Origin of the sequence: Uniformispora flossi, assembly GCF_049534875.1 — a bacterium.
In the GTDB taxonomy this organism is placed as follows: domain Bacteria; phylum Actinomycetota; class Actinomycetes; order Streptomycetales; family Streptomycetaceae; genus Yinghuangia; species Yinghuangia aomiensis.
In genome coordinates this window covers 919,684-943,995 of the sequence record NZ_JBMULZ010000001.1, presented here as the reverse complement: position 1 = coordinate 943,995, position 24,312 = coordinate 919,684, and the positions used below count along the sequence as shown (strand labels likewise).

Annotated in this window: 18 protein-coding genes; 7 read left to right on the top strand and 11 right to left on the bottom strand. The window is 73.1% G+C overall.

Annotated elements, in window-relative coordinates; translation table 11 throughout:
- Positions 1-140: 140 nt before the first annotated feature.
- Positions 141-2,426 (bottom strand): ArnT family glycosyltransferase, encoded by a 2,286-nt coding sequence (locus ACPA54_RS04195; protein WP_423526843.1) that lies wholly within the window; start codon positions 2,424-2,426, stop codon positions 141-143.
- On the bottom strand, positions 2,426-3,721 hold the full coding sequence (locus ACPA54_RS04190) for a bifunctional glycosyltransferase family 2/GtrA family protein (protein ID WP_423526841.1): 1,296 nt from the start codon (positions 3,719-3,721) through the stop codon (positions 2,426-2,428). The genes ACPA54_RS04195 and ACPA54_RS04190 overlap by 1 nt, the downstream gene beginning before the upstream one ends.
- Before the next feature lie 189 nt (positions 3,722-3,910).
- Here ACPA54_RS04190 and ACPA54_RS04185 point away from each other — a divergent pair, with 189 nt between their 5' ends.
- Both ACPA54_RS04185 and ACPA54_RS04180 read left to right on the top strand, forming a co-directional pair.
- Positions 3,911-5,173: a hypothetical protein gene (locus ACPA54_RS04185; protein WP_423526839.1), complete on the top strand. Its 1,263-nt coding sequence runs from the start codon at positions 3,911-3,913 to the stop codon at positions 5,171-5,173.
- Positions 5,174-5,178: 5 nt separating this feature from the next.
- Positions 5,179-6,537: an ABC transporter substrate-binding protein gene (locus tag ACPA54_RS04180; protein WP_423526837.1), complete on the top strand. Its 1,359-nt coding sequence runs from the start codon at positions 5,179-5,181 to the stop codon at positions 6,535-6,537.
- Positions 6,538-6,610: 73 nt separating this feature from the next.
- Here ACPA54_RS04180 and ACPA54_RS04175 read toward each other — a convergent pair whose 3' ends face one another.
- From ACPA54_RS04175 to ACPA54_RS04165, 3 genes are all read right to left on the bottom strand, one after another.
- On the bottom strand, positions 6,611-8,002 hold the full coding sequence (locus ACPA54_RS04175; RefSeq protein ID WP_423526835.1) for a HAMP domain-containing sensor histidine kinase: 1,392 nt from the start codon (positions 8,000-8,002) through the stop codon (positions 6,611-6,613).
- Positions 8,002-8,739, bottom strand: coding sequence for a response regulator transcription factor (locus ACPA54_RS04170; RefSeq protein ID WP_423526833.1), 738 nt, complete (start codon positions 8,737-8,739; stop codon positions 8,002-8,004). The genes ACPA54_RS04175 and ACPA54_RS04170 overlap by 1 nt, the downstream gene beginning before the upstream one ends.
- 241 nt (positions 8,740-8,980) lie before the next feature.
- Positions 8,981-10,141: a S1C family serine protease gene (locus tag ACPA54_RS04165; RefSeq protein ID WP_423526831.1), complete on the bottom strand. Its 1,161-nt coding sequence runs from the start codon at positions 10,139-10,141 to the stop codon at positions 8,981-8,983.
- Between the two features lie 273 nt (positions 10,142-10,414).
- Between ACPA54_RS04165 and ACPA54_RS04160 the strand changes: the two genes are divergently transcribed.
- The 3 genes from ACPA54_RS04160 to ACPA54_RS04150 all read left to right on the top strand — a co-directional run bounded on the left by ACPA54_RS04160 (position 10,415) and on the right by ACPA54_RS04150 (position 13,403).
- A complete protein-coding gene (locus tag ACPA54_RS04160) occupies positions 10,415-11,521 on the top strand; it encodes an alcohol dehydrogenase catalytic domain-containing protein (RefSeq protein WP_345677328.1) in 1,107 nt (368 codons plus the stop codon).
- An 83-nt stretch (positions 11,522-11,604) separates the two neighbouring features.
- A complete protein-coding gene (locus ACPA54_RS04155; RefSeq protein ID WP_423526829.1) occupies positions 11,605-12,522 on the top strand; it encodes a cyclase family protein in 918 nt (305 codons plus the stop codon).
- Between the two features lie 401 nt (positions 12,523-12,923).
- Positions 12,924-13,403, top strand: a complete 480-nt coding sequence (locus tag ACPA54_RS04150) for a MarR family winged helix-turn-helix transcriptional regulator (RefSeq protein ID WP_423526827.1) — start codon at positions 12,924-12,926, stop codon at positions 13,401-13,403.
- 95 nt (positions 13,404-13,498) lie between these two features.
- Here ACPA54_RS04150 and ACPA54_RS04145 read toward each other — a convergent pair whose 3' ends face one another.
- Positions 13,499-14,314, bottom strand: a complete 816-nt coding sequence (locus ACPA54_RS04145; protein ID WP_423526825.1) for an SDR family oxidoreductase — start codon at positions 14,312-14,314, stop codon at positions 13,499-13,501.
- Positions 14,315-14,406: 92 nt separating this feature from the next.
- Here ACPA54_RS04145 and ACPA54_RS04140 point away from each other — a divergent pair, with 92 nt between their 5' ends.
- Together ACPA54_RS04140 and ACPA54_RS04135 are read left to right on the top strand one after the other, a co-directional pair.
- Entirely contained in the window at positions 14,407-15,297 is an 891-nt protein-coding gene (locus ACPA54_RS04140) for an enoyl-CoA hydratase/isomerase family protein (protein WP_423526823.1), read from the top strand.
- 57 nt (positions 15,298-15,354) lie between these two features.
- The gene (locus tag ACPA54_RS04135) at positions 15,355-16,395 is read left to right on the top strand and encodes a TIGR03617 family F420-dependent LLM class oxidoreductase (RefSeq protein WP_423526821.1); all 1,041 of its coding nucleotides are present in this window, start codon (positions 15,355-15,357) and stop codon (positions 16,393-16,395) included.
- Positions 16,396-16,461: 66 nt separating this feature from the next.
- Here the strand turns inward: ACPA54_RS04135 and ACPA54_RS04130 are convergent, their stop codons facing one another.
- From ACPA54_RS04130 to ACPA54_RS04110, 5 genes are all read right to left on the bottom strand, one after another.
- Positions 16,462-16,662: a hypothetical protein gene (locus tag ACPA54_RS04130; RefSeq protein WP_423526819.1), complete on the bottom strand. Its 201-nt coding sequence runs from the start codon at positions 16,660-16,662 to the stop codon at positions 16,462-16,464.
- A gap of 152 nt (positions 16,663-16,814) precedes the next feature.
- On the bottom strand, positions 16,815-17,387 hold the full coding sequence (locus tag ACPA54_RS04125; protein ID WP_423526817.1) for a hypothetical protein: 573 nt from the start codon (positions 17,385-17,387) through the stop codon (positions 16,815-16,817).
- 102 nt (positions 17,388-17,489) lie between these two features.
- Positions 17,490-20,507, bottom strand: a complete 3,018-nt coding sequence (locus ACPA54_RS04120) for a GAP1-N2 domain-containing protein (RefSeq protein WP_423526815.1) — start codon at positions 20,505-20,507, stop codon at positions 17,490-17,492.
- A gap of 3 nt (positions 20,508-20,510) precedes the next feature.
- Positions 20,511-21,647 (bottom strand): hypothetical protein, encoded by a 1,137-nt coding sequence (locus tag ACPA54_RS04115; RefSeq protein WP_423526813.1) that lies wholly within the window; start codon positions 21,645-21,647, stop codon positions 20,511-20,513.
- 4 nt (positions 21,648-21,651) lie between these two features.
- Entirely contained in the window at positions 21,652-24,309 is a 2,658-nt protein-coding gene (locus tag ACPA54_RS04110; RefSeq protein ID WP_423526811.1) for a SaeA-related protein, read from the bottom strand.
- Between the last annotated feature and the right edge of the window lie 3 nt (positions 24,310-24,312).

Here is a 24,312-nt window from a genome sequence, read left to right as displayed (position 1 = left end):
CCGGCGAACGCCTCGCCGGTGCGCGCCGGACGGTCCGCGGCGTCGGCCGCGCGAACCGGGGCCAAGACCCGAACCGGGGCCAAGACCCGAACCGGGGCCCAGGCCCGCAGCCGGGTCAGGCCCGCCGCCGGGTCAGCGACTCACCCCTTCGGCTGCGTCAGGTCGTACAGCGTCGCGCCGTCCACGGTCTGCGCCGTGTAGGTGGCCGCCACCCACGATGCGATCTCCGAGGAGTACGAGCTGCCGCCCATGCTTCCGCCGAAGTTGCCGCCGCCGATGAAGTAGTGGATCTTGCCGGCCGCGACCAGCTTCTTGAACTCGTCCAGCGTCAGCGACGGGTCGCTGCCGTTGAAGCCGCCGAGCGCCATCACCGGCTTTCCGGTCGCCAGCTGGTAGCCGGACGCGTTGTTCGAGCCCACCGCCGCGGCAACCCACCTGTACTTGTCGGCGTCCTGCTTGAGCTTCGCGGTGACCTCCTTGCCGGCGCTGCTGCCGTTGAGGAGCCCGCCCGCGCCGCCGCCACCACCGATCACAAAGCCCTCGCGCGGGTTGGCGGTACCGTTCCGGCCGCCGGGCATGCCGCCCTGCGTGCCTTGGCCACCCGGGTTGCCCTGGCCGCCCTGGCCGGGCATGCCGCCCTGACCGCCGCCGGGGAACCCGCCCGGTCCGGGCTGCTGCTGACCACCCGGGCCGCCTTGGCCGCCCTGACCGCCTTGACCACCCGGGAAGCCCTGACCGCCCGCGTTGCCCTGGCCCGCCCCGCCGACCCCCTGCGGCGGTTGCCCGTTGAAGATCCGCATCCCCCCGGGTGCACCGCGCCCGCCGGGTCCGCCGAAGCCGCCGCCCGACGGCCCCGCCGACGGGATCGAGCCCTCGTGCGGAGTGTCAACCGTCGCCCACGTGTACGCCGCAGGACCCGCCAGCACCGTCGCCAGCGCGATCCCGGACGCCCCCACCGCCACGATCCGCGCGGAGAACCGCGTCGTCGCGAGGATCAGCGCCGCCGCGACCACACCCCCGGCGAGGACTGCGTACCGCAGCCACCCATGCCAGTCCGGCGTCCGATCGAGCAGCCGGTAGGCCCAGTAGGCCGACCCGGCAACGACCACTGCCAGCGCGGCAGCCGCCTTCCACGACCGCCGCTTCTCCCACAGCAGCACGCCGCCCATGCCGACCAGCGCACCGATCGCCGGAGCCAGTGCCACGTTGTAGTACGGATGGAAGATGCCCTTCATGTAGCTGAACACCACGACCGTGGTGAGCAGCCATCCGCCCCACAGCACGAACGCCGCGCGCTGTCCGTCGACGAGGCGACGCCGTCGGGTGATCCACAGGCCGGCCAGCAGCAGCGCCACGGCGGCTGGGAGCAGCCACGAGACCTGCCCGCCGTTCTCCGGGTTGAACAGCCGGTTCCAGCCGGTCTCGCCCCATCCGCCGCCGCCCGGGCCGCCCTTCGGCCCGCCGCCCGGCAGCCCGCCCAACGCCTCGGAGGTTCCGGGGAGGACCTGAATGCGGCCGCCGCCCCCGACACTGCCCGTCTCGTCGCCGTTCAGGCGGCCCAAGCCGTTGTAGCCCAGGGTGAGTTCGAGGATCGAGTTGTGCTGCGATCCGCCGATGTAGGGCCGCGACGAGGCGGGCCACAGTTCGACGGTGAGAATCCACCACCCGGCCGCGACGACGAGGGCGACGCCGGCGTAGAGGAGCTGCCGGATGCGCCGCCACCAGCCGGTCGGCGCGAAGAGCAGGTAGGTGATCGCGAACGCGGGCAGGATCACGAAGGCCTGCAGCAGCTTCGTCAGGAAGGCGAAGCCGATGAAGACTCCCGCCCACACCAGCCACTTCGTCGCCGCGGTCTCCTGCGCCCGCAGCACCGCGTACGCGGCGGCGACGAGCAGCAGCACCAGCAGCGCGTCCGGGTTGTTGAACCGGAACATCAGCGCCGCGACCGGCGTCAGGGCCATGACCGCGCCCGCGACCAGCCCCGCCGCGGCGCTGAACCGGCGCCGGACGGTCAGGTACAGCAGCCCGACCGCGGCGACGCCTTCCAGTGCCTGCGGCACCAGAATGCTCCACGCGTTGACGCCGAACACCCGGGCGGACAAGTCCATGACCCACAGCGACGCGGGCGGCTTGTCGACGGTGATGAAGTTGGCCGCGTCGGACGAGCCGAAGAACATCGCCTTCCAGCTCTGGCTGCCGGCTTGCACGGCCGCCGAGTAGAAGGAGTTCGCCCAGCCGGATTCGCCGAGGCTGTAGATGTACAGGAAGCCGGTGACGGCGAGCAGCGCGAGCAGCGACGGGCGCACCCAGGCGGCGTCGGTGTCCTGGCCGCGGACGAAGCGGGCCGCCCAGCCGCGGACTTTCCGGACCTCGTCACGGGCGGTCGACGCCGGGTCGAGTGCGGATTCGGGATGGATCGCGGTCATCAGGAGACCTCGGTGAGGGTGTCGGAGTCGGATGCGGCGGCGGGTTCGGCCGCCGAGGGTGCGGTGAGCGGTGCGGTGTGCCGGAAGACCCACACCCGGAGGAGCAGGAACCGGACGAGCGTGGCGAGTGCGTTCGCGACGATCAGCGCGGTGAGTTCGACGCCGCGGGAGGCCCCCGGCGCGAACAGGTGCAGCGCACCGAGCGCGAGGCTGGTCACCGCGAGGCCGAGGACGAACGCGATGGCGCCTTGCGCCTGGTGCCGCATCGCGTGGGTGCGACCGCGGACGCCGAAAGTGAACCGGCGGTTGGCCGCGGTGTTGCCGATTGCGGTCACCAGCAGCGCGAGGGCATTGGCGACGAGCGCGGGCATGGCCCCGCGCAGCAGCGCGTACAGGACGATGTAGGCGAGCGTGCTGACCACGCCTACGAGGGCGAAGCGGGGGAGCTGCTGCCGCATGCCGGTGGGCAGGTGCGCGTCGCGGGTGCGCGGCGACATCGGCACGCGGAACGTGCCGCCGATGATGCGGCGCCCCACGCGCGCCATGCCGCGCAAGTCGTCGAGAGCAGTGCGCACCACGTCGACGCGGCTGTCCGGGTCGTCCACCCAGTCGACCGGGACTTCGTGGATCCGGAGTCCGGAGCGCTGGGCGAGCAGCAGGAGTTCGGTGTCGAAGAACCACGCCTCGTCCTCGACGAGCGGGAGCAGCCGCTGCACGACTTCGGTGCGGGCCGCTTTGAAGCCGCATTGGGCGTCGGAGAAGCGGGCGCGGAGCGTGGCGCGCAGCAGCAGGTTGTACGTGCGGGACACGAACTCCCGCTTGGGGCCGCGCACGACGTCCGAGGCGCGGGACAGCCGGGTGCCGATCGCGAGGTCGCTGTGCCCGGTCAGCAGCGGGGCGACCAGGGGGAGGAAGGCGTCGAGGTCGGTGGACAGGTCGACGTCCATGTAGGCGACCACGTCGGCGTCGCTGGCCGCCCAGACCCGGCGCAGCGCGCGGCCGCGGCCCTTGAGGTCGAGGTGGACGGCGCGCACGTGCGGCAGTTCGGCGGCGAGGAACTCGGCGACGTGCCACGTGCGGTCGGTGCTGGCGTTGTCCGCGATGGTGATGCGGAAGGCGAACGGGAACTCGTGCAGCAGGTAGGTGTGCAGGCGCCGGATGCTGCGTTCCAGTACGTGCTGTTCGTTGTAGACCGGGACCACCACGTCGACCAGCCGCTGGCGGCGGTGCTGGGGTGGGGCGCCGGGCGGCTCGGGCGTGTCGGCACTCTTGGCGAGTGCTGGCGATGTGGTCATGGGCCCACGCTGGAGGCGTGTGCTGGGAAGGTTCTGAGCCGCACATGAAGGTCGGATGAGAAACGCGGCGGAGAAAGTCGGCGGGCGCTGACTAGCACTGCCGGTCAAGTCAAGTCAACAGGGAGTTGCGTGTGGCTTCCCGGCCTGGGCTTCCGTACGGTTGCCGGATCGACGAGGGGGGCACGCTCCATGAAACCTCGTACCACCCCCGGCCGACTGCGGTGGCTCGCCGCATTGTTGGTGGCCGGGATCGCCTTGGTGGCGGCGTCGTCGGGGCTGCGGGTCGCGCGGGCCGGGGACGACGCGGACGCCTTGCGGACCCGCACGGTCCCGGCGGTGCTCGCGCTCGACCAGGTCGCCGCGGCGCTGACCGAGGCCGACCGGGCAGCGTCCCGCGAACTCGCATCCGGGGCCTTCCCGTTGACGGGGCCCGGAACGGACTACCAGGACGCCGTGAAGACCGCCGGGCAGGCTCTCGCCGACGCCCGCGAACGGATCGGCTCGTCCGGTACGGAGGCCGCGCAACTGCGCGCCGTGGACGGCCTGATCATCGAGTACACCGGGCTCGTCGGCATGGCGCAGTCCGGCCGCGAAGGCCCGCTGGCGGTCGCCGGGGTCGCCTACGCGTCCGACCTGCTGCACGCCCCCGACACCGGCATCCTCGCCCGAGTCGGCCAACTCCGGGACGCGGAACTGGCGTCCGTGCGGAAGACCCGCGACGACTACTGGACGTCGAGCGGCGCCGTCCTCCCGTTCGTCATCTCCGTGAGCTTGGCGATCGTCGTCCTCGTCGGCATCCAGATCTATCTGGCCGGGCGTTTCCGGCGCCGCATCAATCCGCAACTTGCCTTCGCCACAGTGCTGTTGCTGGTCCTGGCGGTCTGGCAGTCCACCAACGCGCTGCGCACCCGGGACCGGATCGACACCGCGGCCGGAAGCGGCACCACCCGCATGGCCGCACTCTGGGAAGCCCGGACGAACGTGCAACGCGTCGTCGGCGCCGAGTCGTTGGCGTTGGTGTCGCGCGGCGTCGGCGACGACCACCGCGCGGCCTCGGACGCCGCGCTCCGCGCGCTCGCCGACCCGGCGCTGCCCGATGCCCGGGCCCGGCAGGACGCGGCGTCGATCCGGGACATCGTGGCGCAGATCCGCGGCCGCGGCTTCGGCCCGCCACCCCCGGCCGGCTCCGCCGACCTGGCGCCGCGGGACGGGGAAACGGTACGCCTGCTGCTCGGCGGCGGCCCCACGACCCTCACCGGCCTCGCCACCGACGCCGACGCGGCCCTGGCCTCCACGCTCGCGGCCACCCGGAAGGACACCGAACGACGCCTCGCCGACGCCGGAGACGCGCAAGGCCTCGGCATCGGCGGCCCGCTGCTGTGCGCCGCCGCGCTGGCGGCCGGCCTGTGGGGGCTGTGGCGCCGCTACGACGAGTACCGGACGGGGAGGTGACGGCCATGCGGCCCGGCACGAACAGCCGTACCAACACCGCAACGGCCGCCGGCGCGCACACCCGGCGCCCGGCCCGCGGCCTGCGGCGGATCGCCGCCGCCGTGGCGGCCGTGCTGTGCGCGGCGCTGCTGACCGACGGCTGCGGCGGTTCCGGCGGCAGCACGACGGTGACGGTGCTGGGCACCTGGACCGGTGCGGAGGCCGAAGCTTTCGAGCACGTCGTGGCGCCGTTCGAACGCGACACCGGCATCGTCGTGCGCTACGAAGGCACCCGCGACGTCGACGCCGTCCTCGCCGCCCGCGTCGACCAAGGGACGCCGCCCGACCTGGCCGCGCTCTCCACACCCGGCGACCTCATCGACTACGCCCGCACCGGCCGCATCGTGCCGCTCGACACCATCCCCGAACTCGCCGCCACCGACGGCTCCTACGCCGCCGACTGGCGCACTCTCGGCCGGGTCGACGGCCGCCGCGTGGCCGTCGTGGTCAAGGCCGCGCTGAAGGGACTGCTCTGGTACGACCCGAAGACGTTCGCGGCGCACAACCTGAAGCCGCCCGCCACGGCCTCCGAAGTCGCCTCCGCCGCGCGGGCGCTGTCCGCGGCCGGCATCCAGCCGTGGTGCTTCGGGCTGGCGTCCAGTTCGGCGTCCGGCTGGCCGGGCACCGACTGGATCGAGAACCTCGTGCTCACCCGGTCGGGACCGCAGGTCTACGACCGCTGGGTGACCGGCGAACTCGCCTGGACGTCGCCGGAGATCTCCTCCGCGTGGCAGGCCTGGGGCGACTTGCTCACGGCCGGTTCGGGCGGCCCCATGGCGTCGTTGCTGACCTCCTACGACCAGGCCGGCACGGGCCTGGTCGCGTCCCCGCCGCGCTGCGGCATGGAGCAGCAGGCGTCGTTCGCCTCCGGCTGGTACGGCGCCGCGCCCGGCAGCCCGCAGCCCGGCGTCGACTTCGCGTTCACCCCGTTCCCGGCCCCGGCGGCGAGCCCCGGTACCGCCGCAGCGGCACCCGCGCGCGAGGTCGCCGGCGACGTGATGGCGATGTTCCGGGACACGCCCGCGGCCCGGCAGCTGCTCACCTACCTCGCCGGGACCGAGGCGCAGACCAGGTGGGCCAGGGAAGGCTCGCTCAGCCCGAACCGCGGCGTACCGGCGGACGCTTACCCGGTGAACCCGGTGGCGCAGGGCATCGGCCAGGCCTTGCGGGACGCCGACACGATCCGGTTCGACGCGTCCGACCTGATGCCGGGGGCGATGCGCGGCGCGTTCTACCGCGCGGTGCTGGCGTACGTGGCCGACCCGGGACAGCTCCAGGGCATCCTCGCCGACTTGGACCAGGCCCGGCTCGCGGCCTACCCGTGAGCCCGGCCCCGGCCGGGCCGTCGGCCGTCCGACGCTGCTCGACCGCCTGAGGCTGCACAGCCGCGTGAGCTGCTCAGCCGCCGGGCGGCGCGCCCGCCGTCCCCGGCAGCCGCATGCGCGCCACCGTCCCGCCGTCGGGTGCCGGTTCGAGCGCGACCGTGCCGCCGCTCTCCTGCACCGTGCGGGCGACGATGGCCAGGCCGAGCCCGGAGCCGGGCAGGGCGCGGGCGGTGTCCGAGCGCCAGAACCGTTCGAAGACGCGCGGGGCGTCGCCCGGGTCGATGCCCGGGCCGTGGTCGCGCACGGTGAGTTCGCCGTCGTGCAGGCGAACCTCGATGGTGCCGTCGGGCGGGCCGAACTTGACCGCGTTGTCGAGCAGGTTGAGTACCGCGCGTTCCATCGAGGGCTCGTCGCCGCGCACGTACCAGGGCTCGACTTCGACCGCGAACGTCACGTCCTGGCCGCGCAGCTTGGCACGTTCGACGGCCTGCTCGACCGCGGTGTGCAGTGCGGCGACGCCGGTGACCGGCGTGGACCGGCTGCGTTCCGGGCGCGCGAGTTCCAGCAGGTCGCCGACCAGGCCGGACAGCTCCCGCAGTTGGCTGCGCACATTGCGCAGCAGGCGCTTCTTGTCGTCCGAGGGCAGCGGCCGTCCCTGCTCCTCGCTGCGCAGCAGCAGGTCGGTGTTGGTGCGCAGGCTCGTCAGCGGGGTGCGGAGTTCGTGCCCCGCGTCGGCGATGAGCTGCTGCTGCCGCTCCCGGGACCCCTTGAGCGCCCGCGTCATGGTGTTGAACGACGTGCCCAGCCGGGCGATCTCGTCCTTGCCCTCGACCGGGATCGTGGTGTCGAGGTCCTCGGTGCGGGCGATGTGCTCGACGGCGTCCGCGAACCGGTCGACCGGCTTGAGCGCGGCACGCGCCACCACCAGGCCGAGGCTCGCCGCGGCGAGCACGCCGATGCCGGACACCAGGACGAGCAGCAGGGCGAGGTTGTCGAGCGAGTTGTCGATGTCCGTGAGCGGGCGGGCGATCGAAATGGCGAGCCCCTGCCCGGGCGGTCCCGGAGCCTCGCGCGTGATCACCCGCATGTGGGTGCCGTTCTTGTCGGTCGCGCTGTGGATCGTCTGGCGGTCCAGCCCCTGCGCGACGGCGATGTCGGCCGAGGTGACCGGGATCGGGTAGGACGTCGCCGCGGTGCAGGAGGTGCCGTCGGCGAACACCACCTGCAAGGTCTGCGGGTTGTGCCCCTTGTCGCCGAAGGGAGTGAAGTTGTCGAGGGCATCGCAAATGGTCTGGCCGCGTTCCACCCGGATCGTCGGGGGTTGCGAGGCGAGACTGCGGTCGAGCTGCGCCATCAGCTGGTCCTTCGTCAGGAACCAGCACGCCGTGGACGCCGCGGCCACCGCGATGGCCACCGCCACCGCGGTGAGGAGCGCGAGCCGGGCACGCAGCGGGAGACGGCGCATCACAAGGCTCCCTCCGGGGCCTTGAGGACGTAGCCGACGCCGCGCACGGTGTGCACGAGCCGCGGCAGGCCCCCGGCCTCGGTCTTGCGCCGCAGGTACATCACGTACACGTCGAGCGAATTCGACGTCGGTTCGAAGTCGAAGCCCCACACGTTGTGCAGGATCTGCTCGCGGGTGAGCACCTGCCGCGGGTGGGAGAGCAGGAGTTCGAGGAGCGTGTACTCGGTGCGGGTGAGTTCCACCGGGTGCCCGCCGCGGGTCACCTCGCGCGACCGGGTGTCCATCGTCAGGTCGGCGAACTCCAGGACGCCTTCGCCGGGGCCGGACGCGTCCCCGGGGGCGGCCATCGCGCTGCGCCGCAGCAGGGCCCGGACGCGGGCGAACAGTTCGTCGAGTTCGAACGGTTTGACCAGGTAGTCGTCGGCGCCGGCGTCCAGCCCGGTGACCCGGTCGCCGACCGCGTCGCGCGCGGTAAGCATGAGGATCGGCACGGTCTCGCCGCGGCCGCGCAGTCGGCGGGCCGCGGTCAGGCCGTCCATGCGCGGCATGAGGACGTCGAGGATCACCAGGTCGGGTTCCTCGCGGGCGACCTCGTCGAGGGCGGCGAGCCCGTCCCCGGCGAGGCGTACGTGGTAGCCCTCGTAGCGCAGGCTGCTTTCCAACGCCTCCCGCACCGCGGGCTCGTCGTCGACGACAAGGATCCGCGCGGCCGGTGCCGCGGACGAGGGACTGGTCATGGCGGGCGTGGTCTCCCTGCGGTGGTCGGTGCGTCGACGACTGCGGTGTGGCGGGCGGCTCGAAAAACGGTGGATCGAATGTCGGTGAAGGCGCCGCCTGCGCGGCGACGCCTTCACGGTGCCACGGCCGCGGGTCCGGTTTCCCGCGCCGCGGCCTTCCGCGGGCCGTGTGTCGTGTCCGGAGCGCCCCCGTGGTGGGAGGACACGGCGCTCCGGGCACGGCGGCCGCGCGGTCCGGGGGTCAGGCCGACTGTCCGGACTCCAGGCCCGGCAGGAGGGTCTTGACCTGGTCGATCGGGATGGCGAAGCCGAGGCCGACGTTCCCGGCGTCCGAGCCGCCGGCCGAGGTCGGGGAGTAGATCGCCGAGTTGATGCCGATGACGCGGCCGTTCATGTCGAGCAGCGGGCCGCCGGAGTTGCCCGGGTTGATCGCGGCGTCGGTCTGGATGGCGTGGTAAGTCGTCTGGTTCGACGACGACGAGCCGGTGCCGCGGGTGCCGAACGGGAAGCCGTTGAGGCCTCCGGAGCCTCCGGACCCGTTGGAGCCGTCGGAGCCGGACACCGTGACCTCGCGGTCGAGCGCGCTGACGATGCCGGACGTGACGGTGCCGGTCAGGCCTTCCGGCGAGCCGATCGCGACGACCTGGTCGCCGACCGCGACCTGCGAGGAGTTGCCGAGCGTGGCGGCCTTGAGGTTGCTCACGCCCTTCGCCTGGATCACCGCGAGGTCGCTCGACGTGTCCTTGCCGACCACGGTGGCGTCGGCGGTCTTGCCGTCCGAGAAGGTGACGGTGAGGGCAGCGCCGCTGCCGGCCCCGTCGACGACGTGCGCGTTGGTGAGGATCTTGCCGTCGGCGGTGAGGATGACACCGGATCCGGTGCCGGTGCCCTGCCGGGTCTGCACGGTGACCTCGACGACACTCGGCGTCACGGCGCTCGCGACCGCGGCCACGCCGGTCTGGCTCTTGTCGGCCACCGACTGGACGGGTGCCGCGCCGGCCGAGTAGGCCGCGGACGGGCTGCCGTGGTCGCCGACCCGGTCGCCGATCACGCCGCCCGCGACCCCGCCGGCCAGTCCGGCGGCGAGCGCGACGGCGGCGACCACGGCCACCGCGCGGCGCTTGCCGCGCGGCCGGGGCGCCGGGTCGCCCGGCGTCAGCACGGTGACCGAGTCGTGCGGCGGCCCGGACGGGTCGCCGGGAGCGCCCGCGGCGGCGAGCACCGGCGGGGGCGCGGGCGGCCCGGTGTAGGGGCCGAAGGGCGATCCGGTGGGAGGCGGCGTGCCGGTGGCGCCGCCGGCGGGCGCGGCGAAGGGGTCCGGTCCGGGGTACGGTGCGGGGCCGGCCTGCGGATCGGGCGCGGGGTATTCGGGGTGCTCGGGGTACTGGGGTGTCGTGTCCATGTCCTCAGCGTCCGCCCGCATTCTGAGAATCGGCTGAGCGCGGGGTTAATCCCCCCTCGATATGCGGTCGTGCGGGCGCACACCCCGGCGGGCTCCCGCGCGGGCAGCGGCGAACGGCGACGGCGGCGTTCCGGACAAGGTGAGAAGAGTCCCACCCGGGCACCGCGACCGGATTGTCAACGTCCCTTGACCCTTGCGGGAGCCGGTGGCTAAATCGGAGCCGGTTGCGTGGGGATCACCCCCCGTACCGAGCGGCCTGGAGGAGAAAAGCACATGCGCGCGATCCTGCACACGGACAAGGGTGTCGAGATACGGGACGACGTGGAGATCCGCGAGCCCGAGGCCGGCGAGGTCCTGGTACGGATCGCCGCGACCGGCGTGTGCCACAGCGACGTGAGCGTGCTCGAAGGCGTCATCGAGTGGCCGGCCCCCGCTGTTCTCGGCCACGAGGGCGCGGGCATCGTCGAGCGGGTCGGCGCGGGCGTCACCGCGGTCAAGCCGGGCGACCACGTCGTCATCACCACGATCGCCGCGTGCGGCATGTGCCGGTACTGCCAGACCGGGCACCCGAACCGCTGCCGCCAGACGCTCGGCAACCGCAGCACCCCGTTCTCCGTCGACGGGCAGCCGGTGTGGAACTTCGCGGGCGCGTCGACCTACGCCGAGCTGACCCTGGTCAAGGAAATCCAGTGCGTCACGATCCCCGAGGATGTGCCGCTCACCTCCGCGTGCCTGGTGCCGTGCGGCGTCGTGACCGGCGCGGGCGCCGTGCTCAACCGCGCCAACATCCTGCCGGGCCAGACGGCCGCGGTCATCGGCCTCGGCGGCGTCGGCCTGGCCGCCGTGCAGGCGCTGCGCCTCAAGGGCGCGGGCCGCGTGGTCGGCGTGGACACCGTGCCCGGCAAGTTCGACCTGGCCCGCAAGTTCGGCGCCACCGACTTCGTGCAGGCCGGCAAGGGCATCGACGTCGCGGACGAGATCCGCACGCTGTTCCCGTACAGCGCGGACCAGAAGGTCGGCACGTTCGGCGCGGGCGGCGTGGACTGGATCTTCGAGTGCACCGGCGTCCCGGCCGTGCTGGAGAACGCGCTGGAGGCGCTGGACTGGGGCGGCACGCTCATCGCCGTCGGCCAGCCGTCGCAGACCGCCACCGCGAACATCCGCATCGCGAACCTGCTGCAGTGCGACCGCGGCATCCTCGGCACCCGGGCCGGCGGCGTCCGCCCGCACGAGGACATCCGGGCGATCGTCGAGCTGTACCGCCAGGGCAAGTTCGACCTGGACGCGCTGGTGTCGAAGGTCTACCCGTCGGACGGCTTCCACGACGTCCTCGACGACATGCACAACGGGCGCATCGCGCGCGGCGTCCTCAAGTTCTGAGCCTGTGCCGAACCGGGTCCGGGGGATCCCGGACCCGGGCCGGGCTGCGCGACGTTCATCCGATCCGGTCAGGGGAGAGCCGCATGGAACAGCAGACGCAGGTCGGCAACTGGGGCCGCTGGGGCGCCGAGGACGAGCGGGGCACACTCAACCTCGTCGACCCGAAGGGTGTCGCGGCGGCCGCGCACGAGGTGCGGACCGGCAAGGCGTACGGGCTGGGCCTGCCGATCCAGCGGGAGGGCGCGCCGATCTTCGAATACCGCGGCGCGCCGCAGCGGCTCACCCTGACCAGCCAGACGGACAACGCGTTCCAGGACTTTCCGGGCGGCTCCGAGGTCGGGGCGAACGAGGACGTCCTGGTGATCGCGTCGCACAGCATCACGCACATGGACGCGCTGTGCCACGTCCAGCACCGCGGGAAGTTCTACAACGGATTCGACGCGAACACCTTCCGGTCGCACACCGGGGCGGAACGCTGCGGAATCGAGAAGCTCGGCGCGTTCGCCCTGCGCGCGGTCCTTCTCGATCTGCCGCGGCTGCGCGGCGTGGAATTCCTGGAACCGGGTTACGTGATCACGCGCGCGGATCTCGACGAGTGCGTCGCCGCACAAGGCGTGGAGATCCGCTCCGGTGACGCGCTTCTGGTGCGCACGGGGCATCTCGACAATTTCAAGAACGAGACCTCGGCGGGCCGGGAGATTCCGTTCGCGCAGGCCGGTCTCGGCGTGGACGCGGTGTCGTTCGTACGCGAGCACGACATCGCGGCGGTCGGCGCGGACAACAGCGCGATCGAAGTGATCCCGTTCGACAATGAGCAGTTCCTTTCCGTGCACATCGCGCTGCTCGTGGAACTCGGCGTGCCGCTGCTGGAGCACCTGTGGCTCACCGAGCTGGCGGAGGGCATGGCGGCGGCCGGGGCGTGGTCGTGCCTGCTCAGCGTCTCGCCGCTGCCGGTGACGGGGGCCACGGGAAGCCCGATCAACCCGGTCGCGATTCTCTGATCCGTTCTCCGGCCCGCCGTTCGACCCGTGCGGAATCGCGCGCTGCGGGGCATTGCCCGGAGGGTCGGGCGGTGCCATAGTTCGGAGTCGGCCGCGGACACCGTGCGCGTCCGCGGCAATTCCGGTACGGCGGCCGCCTCTTCGCGCGGTCGGAGAACGAAATCGGGACGCCCGGCGGGAATGCCCCCGGGGATGTTCCGCCGCTGACCGGCCGCCTCGGTCCCGTTTCCTCCGTCGGGACCGAGGCGGTCGCCCGGAGCGATCCCCGTGATCTCCGTGATCCTCGTAGTCCCCCGTGAGCTCGGTGATCCCCGTGATCCCCGTGATCTCTCCGGATGGTCGGACGAGTCGAACTATCGGTTTATTAAGTTGACGAAGTCAAGTACTGATACGATGGGTCGGTGAACTCCACCGACAACGTCGACGCCATCCAGAGGGCCCTCGAAGCCCTCTTCCGCCGGAACGCCAGCCGCCGGGTGTACGCGCGCCAGGCGGCCGTAGCCGGTGCGACCATTTCGCAACCCGCCTACGTGCTGCTCCGCCGGGTCAAGAAGGCCGGTCCGCTGCCCATGGGCGAGCTGGCCCGGCTGACCAACATGGACCCCGGCGCCACCGCCCGCCAGGTCGGCCAGCTGGAGCGGGAGGGCTACGTCAAGCGCTCGCCGAGCCCGGACGACGGCCGGGTCAGCCTCGTCTCGCTCACCCCGCGAGGCGACGCGGTGCGGCGCCGGCTCACCAACGTCATGGACCAGCACCTCAACGAGATGCTGTCGAAGTGGAGCGAGGAGGACCGTGCCGCGTTCGCGACGCTGCTCGGCCGCTTCGTCGAGGACATGGCGGCCACCGAGCTGCACAGCACGGTCGAGGACGAGACGGCCTGACGGTCTTCGTCGCGCAGGCTCGGGCGGCACGGATGCACATGCGGGCTCCGGCACTCTCCTGAGTGCCGGAGCCTTTGTCGTGCGCGTTCCGGTCGTTACGCCAGGCCGGAGAAGTCCACGTTGCCGACGGTCAGGCTCGCGTTGAAGCCCCCGTCGAGGTTGATGTTGACGCCGTTGATGAAGCCGGACGCCTCCGCACCGAGGAACGCCAGGCCGAGCGCGACGTCGCGGCCGGTGGCCAGGCGGCCGTTGCCCTGCGAGACGTTCCAGTCGATGACCTTGTCGCTCATCGTCTTGCGGAAGTCCGGCAGCAGCGGCGTGTCGATCGGCGACGGGCAGATGCTGTTGACGCGCAGGCCCTTCGCGGCAGCCGTCTTCGCGTAGTGCATCGTGTAGACCTGCACGATCTCCTTGGAGTAGGAGTACGCGTCGACCTCGCGGCCGGCCAGCTCGGCCTGCGCCTCGTCCCAGCCCTCGATCGCGATGAGCGCCTTGATGTCCTCCAGGTGCGGCGCCCAGCCGAACCCGGCGATCGAGGCGGTGTTGACGATGGCGCCGCCCGCGCGAAGCGTGCCGTTGTCCACCAGCGCCTCGGTGAGGCGGCGCAGGCCCAGGTAGTTGATGCCGAAGACGACCGGCGCGGGAAGCGTGCCGGCGACGCCCGCGTTGTTGAACAGCACGTCGACCGGGCCGTCCGCGGTGATGGCGGCGATCGCGGCGTCCACCGACGCCGGGTCGTTGAGGTCGGTCTGCACGAACTTCTGCGCGGCGCCCGTCGGTTCCTTGATGTCCAGGACCGTGATGTGCGCGGCGCCGAGTTCCGCGAGCAGCTCGACGAGCGCGGCGCCCACGCCCGAGTAGCCACCGGTGACGACAACGCGCTTGCCTTCGTAGCTGAAGGGGCTGGTCATGAAGGGTTTCTCCTCGGGGCGTGGTGCGGTGCGGCAGGTCAACCTATCGAGATTAGCTTGACACGGTCAAGAGTGCTGTTTAGCGTCGGCGGGTGGATACGACCCGTTCTTCTTCCCGGTCTGCGCCCCGTCCGGACGCCGCCGAGACCGCGCCGGCCGGGCCCGCGGTGCGGCTCGACGTCGACGGCGGGGTCGCCGTGATCACCCTGGACCGCCCCGACCGGCTGAACGTGTTCTCCGGCGGGATGGGGGTGCTCCTCGGGGAAGCGTATGCCCGCTGCGACGCCGACGACAGCGTCCGCGCGGTCGTCCTGACCGGGGCCGGGCGCGCGTTCTGCGCCGGGGCCGACCTCACACCCGACGCGGGCAGCTTCGATGCCCCGCGCGAACCGCGCGAGTTCACCGCCGCGCCGGTCGACCCGCCGGCCTGGCAGGTCCGCAAGCCCGTGATCGCCGCGGTGAACGGCCACGCCATCGGCATCGGATTCACCCTCGCCATGGAATGCGACATCCGCATCGTCGCGGAGGACGCCAAGCTCGCCATCCCGCAGGTCCGCCGCGGCATGGTGCCCGACGCCCGTTCGCATTGGACGGTCGCCCGCGCCGCGTCGCACGCCGTCGCCGCGGACATCCTGCTGACCGGCCGCACGTTCCGCGGCACCGAAGCGCTCGCCCTCGGCCTGGCCTCGCGTGCGCTGCCCGCCGCCGACGTGCTGCCCGCCGCGCTGGAGACCGCGCGCGACATCGCGGCGAACGTCAACCCGCTGTCCGCGGCGCTGAGCAAGCGCCTGCTGTGGCGCGACCGGGCCGACGCGGAGCGGGTGGAGCGGATGGAGACCGCGTACCACCGGCTGCTGATGGGCACCGCCGACGCGAAGGAAGGGCCGCGCGCGTGGATGGAGCGGCGTACCCCGGAATGGTCGTCGCGGGTCGCGGCGGACTGGCCGCGCGTGGGCGAGATCGAAGACCGGTACGGGGTCTAGCGGTCCAGACGTGTTCGGTCATTGGTACATCGGCACCCTCCGGAAGGAACTCGACACGTGACACTCCCTCCCCTCGACGTCATGGCCGCGGGCCGCGGCCTGCGCGAGATGTCGGACACCGCGGCCGCCGCGGAAGGCGCCGGGTTCGACGGCCTGTGGCTGACCGAGGGCGGCCGGACATCGTTCGGCGCCGCCACCGCCGCCGCGCTCGCCACCTCGACCATGACCGTCGGCACCGGCATCACCGTCGCGTTCGCCCGCAGCCCGATGATCACCGCCGCGGCCGCCCGCGAACTCCAGGACGCCACCGGCGGCCGGTTCGTCCTCGGCCTCGGCACCCAGGTCCGCGCCCACGTCGAACGCCGCTACTCCGCCGACTTCGACCGCCCCGGACCGCGGCTGCGCGAGTACGTCGACGCCGTCCGCGCCATCTGGCGCTCCTTCCGCGGCGAGGAACGACTCCGTCACCAGGGCGAGTTCTACAAGTTCACGCTCATGACCCCGGAATGGTCGCCCGGCCCCTCGGAGTTCCCGGACCCGCCGATCTACCTCGCCGGCGTCAACCCGTGGATGCTCCGCATGATCGGCGAGGTCGCCGACGGCCTCCACGTCCACCCGCTGCACTCGCCGCGCTACCTCGACGAGGTCGTCCGCCCCGAGATCGCCGCCGGGGCGGCCCGCGCCGGCCGCGACCCCTCCGCGATCGCCCTGGTCGTCCCCGTCATGACGGCCACCGGCGACACGGACGCCGAACTCGCCGCCGCCCGCGACAAACTCCGCATGCGGCTCGCCTTCTACGGCTCGACCCCCGGCTACGCCAAGGTCTTCGAAACCCACGGCTGGGACGACCTCCAGCCCCGCCTGAACCGCCTGTTCGCCGCCAAGGACACCCCGGGCATGGCCGCCGCCATCACCGACGACGTCCTCGACGCGCTCACGGTGAGCGCTCCCTGGGACTCCCTCGCCGCGGCCCTGGCCGACCGCTACCGCGACCGCGCCGACCGCCTGATCTGCTACTCCGCGGTCAGCACCTGGACCGACCCGGAAACCGTCGCCCGCTGGAGCACCGTCGCCGCGGACTGGCGCAAGCTCGGCTGATCTTCGCTGCGCGCCGCCGCTCGGTCGGGACCCGGTGTCCCGGCCGGGCGTCGGCCACGCGCCGGGTCAGACCAGCGGAATCAACTGATCCGGCCGCACGGTGACCATCACCTGCCGGGTGCCGCCCATCAATCCCGGCACGGTGAACGCCACGGACACTCCGCGGAACCCGACATCCGTCACCACGCCTTCCGCATTCAACGGAACGTATGGTTTGCTCCAACTCTCGATTTCGGTACTGGCGATCACCACATCGCCGATCTTCATGCCGCACTCCTCGACGCCGAGGCGAAAACGAGTCCCCCAGTGAACCCCCGGCGCACGGGGAGCGCGAACGAATATGAGGTTTACGCCCGATCGAGTGACGTCATGGTGTAACGCGGCACGCGGCGGCCGTGATCCGTGCGGCCGGACTCGCCCTAGTCGTTGAAGGCATCGAGCCACACGGCGCAGGTCCCGGTCGGCAGGGTCTGCACCATCGCGGCGGTGGTCCAGTACCGCGTGTCGTTGAGGGCTGTGGTGGGGCCGTCCTCGGGGCGCCAGCCCATGCGCTTGGCGAATTCCCTGGCCCGGTTCTCAAGGCCGTTCACGGTGACCGGAACGGTGAGCCCTGCTGCTTGTGTCATGGCCGGAACGGCGCCGCACGGCATTTTGTAGAAGAGGCTGAGGCTGGTTCCCATCATGTTGCCGCGCGCGGAAAAACGAACGTCGGCAGCTTCATTCGGCAGCGTGGTTCCGGTGTACTTCAGTGCGTCCCCGAGAGGCATGTTGCTGCTCCCGGGGAGGGCACGGGGATCTTTGTCCGGGCGGTCCCAGGGGTGTTCGAAATACAGGTACAGAGCCCCGAGCGCCAGCATCCCGACAACCAGGGTGCCGGCCAGGAACGCACCGGTCAGAAAAAGGAACCGGCGTACGCCCGTCGCCTCGGCGAGGTCTCCTGCCGTTTTCGCACCCGAGGGTGCTCCGGACTCCTGAGGATCGGGGTGGTTCACGACGGACTCGGCATCGCATAGAAGGTCGTGCTGAAATCGCCTGCCATCACGCCCCCGTTCGTGCAGAAGCGTGCACTGTAGCCCGGCCGGTTGGCCGACTGCTCAGGCCGACGGGTCCTGCTTGCCCTTGCGTTTCGGCCAGAGTTTGGGCTTGGCGGACTTGTCGGCGGCGGGGGCGGCCGATGCGGGGGTGCCGGGAGTGTCCGGCGGGGGCGCGGGGGGAGGAGATGTCTGGCGCTTTCGGGGTTCGTAGAGGTGGGTGAGGATCTCGTCGGCGGCTTGGGCGTGCGGGTAGGGGGCGTGGGTCAGCCAGTGGCGGGCGGCGGCGGTGGCCTCCCGGGTCTGGCGGGCCGAGCGGCCGAACTTGGCGATGCACTGGGCCACGTCGTTGACGGCGAGGGTGAGTTCGGCGCAGACCTCGGCCACCCGGCGGCCGCCGGGCGGTGCGGGGTCGGTCTCGCTTCGGGTCAACACCCAGTGCGCCAGGGCCACTTGGTCCTGATCGCCGGGATGTTCCAGGCGCAGGGCGCGGTAGACGAGGTCGAGGAGGACGGGGACCGCTGCGGCGTCGGCGGCCGTGGCATCGACCGCGGCGAAGACCTCGCCCGCCGGGCTGCCGCCGCGCCAGACCGTTTCAAGGCCGTCCGCCACGCGGCGGCGCGCCACGCCGTGGTCGCCGAGCCAGACCAGCCAGATGGTGGCGAGGCGCCGCATGTCGGTGTCGCGGTGCGGGCGGGAGAAGATCTCGCAGGTGAGGTCCGGGACGTCGCGCCAGAGCTGAAGCTTCTCGCTGGTGAGGAAGCGGGCCAGCAGGCGTGCGGTCGGGGTGTCGACGCCGTGCAGGCCGCGGCGTTCACCGTGCGCCGTGCGCGCCTCGTCACCGAGCACGTCGACGAAGCCGCGCAGCAGGGCCTCTTCGGCGTCCGTGTGCGCACGACCGTCCCGGGGGAGCAGGGTGCGCAGCGCGCCGCCGACGCGTTCCGGGTACGCGCGGCCGCAGCGGTCGGCGGCTTCGCGCAGGGCGACGGGGTCGAGCCAGAGCGGGCGAGCTCCGGCGTCACTGGTGGAGTCCGCGCTTGCGCCACCGCCCGAGCCAGCCCGCACACCACCGCGAACACCACCGCTCAGTCCGTCGGACGCTCCACCCCCCGCACGACCCCCCGTACCACCACCTGCGCGACCGGCCGAACGACGTCCCGCGCTATCGGCAGCACCACCGCCCGCCCCACCGACCGAACCACCCCGCGCGCTGCCGACCGCGTCATCAGCGGGATTACCGGCCCCGCCCGAGTCACCGAAGTGGTCGGAAGCGCCCGTCGGTCCGGTGTCCACGCCGCCGTCGGACCCGCGGGTAGCGCCCGACCCATACGAGTCACCCGACCCGGGGGTTCCCCGGTTGCCGCTTGCACCGGCCCCTCCGCGCGCGCCGTCGGCGTCGCCCGTGCCACCCGACGCGTGACGGCCGTAGGCGCTTCCGGTGCCGCCACCGCCATGTCGGCCGTGCGCACCGCCCGTTCCCCGGAGACCACTTCCGTCCCCCAGCCCCGGCAGCCCGCCGGCGGCAGCCGCCGCACCGGAGCCGTGCCGGTCATGCGCACCGCCTGCCGGCCCGTGAGCCCCGCCGCCGACCCCGACCGAGCCCCCGCCGGCACCGGCCGCCCGTGCGCCTCCGGCCGGCCGGGAACCGCCGGATGTCCGCGTGGTGCCGCCCCCGTCGTTGCCCCCCGACACCTGCCGGACCAGCCCCACCAAGTCTTCCGGCGTCGTCGCCCCGTCGTGCAGCAGCCGCTTCAGCTGCCGGGCCACCGCGAGCGCGGCGCGGGCGTCCGCGGCGTACGCGCCCACACCCGCCAGTTCGACGATCGCACGGGCCAACGACGCAGGCAGCGGGTCGAGTTCGACGAGTCGCCCGAGGATCTCCGGGTCGAGTGACGGGCCCGCTTGGCCGAGCCACCGGGCCGCGGCACCGGCTGTCGCGGCAGGGAGCGGGTGCCCGGCGAGCACTGTGGCGACGGCGAGCGGCGGCGACCACTCCGGGTCGTGGGCGCCGGACGGGACGTGCCAGGTCGTCAGCAGGTCGACCACGGCGAAGTCGCGCCGCGCCCACGCGTCCGCGACGGCGGCGGCGTACCGGCCGATCCCGTGCGGCGCCAGGATCGCCGACGCCGCCCGGAGCCCCGCGTCCCCCGTCCTCCCCGCCGCCGCCTCCGCCAACTCCGCGCGCCGCGTGCGCTCATCGGGACTCGCCCACGCGTCGCGCCCGGACCACCCGTCCTGTCCGGACATCCCGTCGTGCCCCGACCACCGGTCGGAACCCGGCCATCCCCCGGACCCCGAGAGCCCTGCCGACTCGCCCCACTCCGCGGCTCCGGATCGTTCCCGGCCGCCCGCCGACCTGCCCAACGCGTCCAAGTCCAGCACCGGAATGTCCGGTCCGCCGAGATCCCGCACCTCCGGCACCGTCGCCGCGACATGGACCCCGGCCGATGCCGGCCGTGCCGCGTACGTGGTGAACGTCAACGCCCCGGCCAGCGACTCGGGCAGCGAGAACGACAGCGCGGCCAGCCAGACCACGGCCAGTTCCGTCGACCGCGACACCAGCACAAGCGGCCGGACGAGCGCGTCCGGCTGCCGGAGCACCGCGACCGCGTACTCGACACAGGCCGCCAACGTGTCCCGCGCCGCCGTCCCCCCGTCGGCCACCAGTCGCGCGACGTCCTCGGTCCGCGGCCCGGACCCCGGCTCCAAGCGGCCGACTTCGGCCAGCGCACCGTCGCCGGGCCGGTCCCGCCACAGCGCGGACGCCCACAGCTCGATCGGCCGCAGCCCGCCGAGTTCGGCCTCACCCGCCTGCACGACGTGGCCGAACAGGTTGCCCGGCCGGCCGGTGTGGTCGAGTCCGAGGTTGACGCACCGGACGAGGCAGCCGTCCCGGTACCCGAACGCCACCGGGCCGCCGGGCTCGGCGGCCGCCGAGCGGGTCGGGGTCTCGTACGCGCACAGGCGCTCCATGCGCCGGAGCGTCTCCGCATCGAGCGAAGGCGACGCGGCCACGGTGCGGAAGCCGCCCGGCCGCCCCGGACGGGGCGCCGCGTTGGTGAAGTGCAGTTGCCCGGCCATCGTTCAGCCCTCCAAGAACCCGGCCTTCGCCAGCAGCCACAACAGCGGATCCTCGACGCGGTACGGATGGATCCGCTCCGGATGCCACTCGCCCCGCTTGAGGTCGTTCCCGAGCGCCGAGACGCCGAACAGCTGGTAGTCGCGGTAGGCGTGTTCGATGATCCGCTCGGTCTGCCGCGCTTCCCATTCGCGCAGCCGGGCACGGAGTTCCTGGTGCACGGCGGCCCGGTCGTTCGCCTGGTAGCCCACCGGCGGCCGCGGGCGGCGCAGCATCGAGCCGCGGTCGACGCGGGCGAGGTCGATCTTGGTGAGGACGAGTCCGGCGTCGACGTCGATCTTGTCGTCCCGGCGACGGCGCGGCCCGCGCAGGAACCGGGTGACCTGCTCGACGACTTCGGCGGAGGTCGTGGCCGCCGAGTCCAGGGACCCGTCCGCGGCGGACCGCGCGCCCGGGATCGCCGCGGTGTCGACCATGAACAGCACGGCGTCCGCCGCGGCCAGGTGCCCCAGCTCGTTCTGGCTGAAGTAGTCCAGGTGGTGCCGGGTCGCGTCGAAGTCCTCGCCTTCGGCGTCGAACAGCACCACGGTGAGCGCCTTCGCGCGTCCCCTGGCGTAGAACCGCCTGCCCGGCTGCGGGGTGCGTTCCAGCCGGATCACGATCTGCATGTGGGTGCCGCCGCCGCGCCGAGTGGCGGCGAGCGGTTCGCCGTCGCCGATGTGGAAGGTCTCCTTGAGCGCGGCGCGGGTGTAGTCGTCGGCGGCGGTCATCGCATAGCCGCATTCGTCGGCGAGCACCCCGTCCAAGCGGCGGAACAGCGCGGCCAGGTAGGTGGTCTTCCCCGAGTTCCGCGGCCCGGCGAGCGCGATGAGCAGCATCGGCGTCTCCAGGTGCCGGTCCGGGAGGTAGCGGTGGCACCGCCCGCACCGCGGCCGGGCCGCCTCCACCCCGCACGTCGGACAGGGGGCATGGGCGCGGCCGAGCGGCGACGAGAAGAGTCCGGCGTCCTGGTGCCGCCCGCCGTCGCAGGAGAAACGGAGTCCCGCCATCGCGAACGTGGCGAAGCAGTACGGGCACCGGTACGGCCGCTGCCTCGTCATCGGGTCCCCCGGGGCACCGAACGGGTTGATCGTCTCCGGCATCCGCTCACTTCCTTCCGCGCAACAGATCGCCGACCGGCGGGTCGACCAACAGCAGGTCCTTGTCCGGCGTCAGGCACAGCACCCAGAACGGCCGGGGCAGATCCGGCGCCGGCACGTCGAACAGCACGACCGGGTCGCCGCCCACCAGCAGCCCCCGGCACCGCGCCAGCACGCGGGTGCCCTCCACCCGCAGCGGCCGCACGTCCCCGGGCGCGGCGACCAGCAGCAACTGGTCGACCCAGACCGGCTTGCCGTGCGGGCTGAGCACCGACACCACGACCCGGCGCTTCCCGGGCAGGCCGCGCCAGACGACCGCGTACCGCAGCACCCGCGGCTCCGGAACGTGCACCCGCACCGGCGCGCCCATGACCCGCCGCCCGCCGTACTCGGCGGCCGGCCGCGCCTGGATCGTGGTGCCCGCGTCCGGGCCGACGGGGAGCCGGATGCCGTCCGACCGCTGCCACGCGGCGTGGTCGACGATCCGCGTCAGCGGGTTCCCGTCGGCGTCCTGCCAGACGATCTCCACATCCGACGCGTCCTGCGGCCACCCGAACCGCACCACCAGTTCCGGGCCCCGGTGCTGCGCGGTGATCCGGCCGAGCACCGGCATGGGCAGCCACGGCGCGTGCCCGCCGATCACGCACCGCGCCCCGGCGACGGTGGCGGCGAGGACCGCGCATGCGCCCTCGGGGTGGCGGAACCGCAGGCCGCCGTCGACGGCCTGGGTGTCGAGCCGGACGGCGCGGGCCGCCACGGTGTCCAGATCCAGTTCGTCGCCCGGCTGCCACGGCGGTGCGGCGGGTACCCGGAACAGTGCCACGACGCCTTCCGGCGGCGCCGCGAACCGGGCCACCACCCAGCCCGGGTCGAACGGATCGGCGGCGACGGCCAGATCGCGCACCGGCGCCAGCGGCAGGTGCGGCACGACGGTGCGGACCACGCCCGTGCCGTCCACCGGACGGCCGAAGGCGTCGCGGAACCGTGCACCGATCCGGTAGTGGTACGTCGTGCCGTTGTCCACCGCGGTGTCGACGAAGCCCGACGGGCCCGCCGGGACAGGGGTGCCGTCGTCCGGGTTCCGCGGCGGCCGGTCGGTGCGCCGCACGACCCACGCGCCGACCGCGTCCGGCGGCAGTTGCCAGCCCGCGGAGACGCGGGCCGCGCCGGCCGTGACGTCGAGTCCCCGCAGTTCGGGGCAGAGCCGCACGGTCGGGGCGGTGCACGGCTCGGACGCCGCGTCGCCGCGCATCGCGACCACGGAGTAGGCGAGGAGAGCCACCGGCGGCGCGGAGGTGTCCGTCCAGTTGTCGTGCGCGGTTCCCATCCGCGTTCCGTTGTCCGGCCGCGGGTGCGCGCCGGAGACCACGCCGCGGAAGACGACGTGTTCGGTGTCGGCCGCGGGGCTCGGCTGCCAGTACAGGCGGACCCGGCCCGCCTCCGGGTCCGGTTCGCACACCAGGCCGGTGGGCGGTGGCACCGGGAGCCGGGCCTGGGCCTCCGGGCATTCGGTGAGGCCGTTGTCCAAGGCGTAGGCGCGTTCGTAGAGTTCCCACGCGTCCGGGCTGCCCGCTTCGTCCGCCTCACGGGCCTTGGCCAGCCGCTTGCGGGCCTTCTTCGCCCGGGCCCGGGCCTCGGCCAGCAGCGCCGCCACGTCGCCGTCGGCGTCCGCGCCGGGCACCGACTCGGCCAGGTCGACGGCTTCCCCCGGCCGTCCGGCGTCGAGCAACTGGCGGATCCTTGCCGGGAGTTCCGGGGCCTGTTCGTGGACGACGGCGAAGGCGGCCCGCCGCGCGTCCGTGTGGTGCAGGCGCAGCGTGTCGGCGGCGAAACCGCGCAGCGCGCCCGGACTCAGGCCGCGGCGGACCTGGCCGCGCAGTTCGGCCGCCACGTCGTACAGCATCAGCGCGTCCAGCGCGTTCGGCCCCTGCGCGGCGACGAGCGTCTCCAGCAGCGCCACCACCGAGTCGGCGGCCTTGGTGTCCTGGCCGCGGGCGCGTTTCCGCCACCGCGCCCGCGTGTCCGCGAGCATCCCGGGGGTCAGGGGGGTGCGGCCCTCGCCCGCGAAGATCCGGTAGGCGTTCGTGTCCGGCAGCAGGAAGGCGCCCAGGTGCGGGCAGTCCAGGACGGCGAGTTCCTTGCGGTAGCGCGAGTAGGCGTCGGTCGGCGGCCGCATTGGCAGCCGGTCCGGCTCGGTGACCAGGATCGACGCGGCCCGCGCCGCCGCCGCGACCTCCACCGCGTCGACCTGGTGGGTCGCCGCGAGGCGCTCCAAGTCCTCCGGCGCGATCGCGCTCAACCCCGCCGCGCGTTCGGCGAGGCTCTCCTTGATGCGCCGCATCGCCGTGCCGTGCTCGGCCTTCTCCGCGGACAGCGCGGCCCGCAGCGGCGCCAGGTCGCCGCGCGCCGCGGCCGTGAACACCGGGTTGAGGCGGCTGTCCTCGGCGAGGAACCGGCGCAGCACGTCGCGGTACTTGCTGAGGTTGACGTTGCGCAGCCAGATCTGCACGGCGGCCGCGCGGGCCGCGGTGACCGCGTCCGGGGTCAGTGCTTCCGGCAGCCGGTAGCGCGCGGCGAGGCCGACGTCCGGGCGGCGCCCCCCGTCGCGCAGCGCCGCGTCGACGACCTCGGCCAGGTAGCGGCGGTCGTCCGCGGACGTCGCCACCCG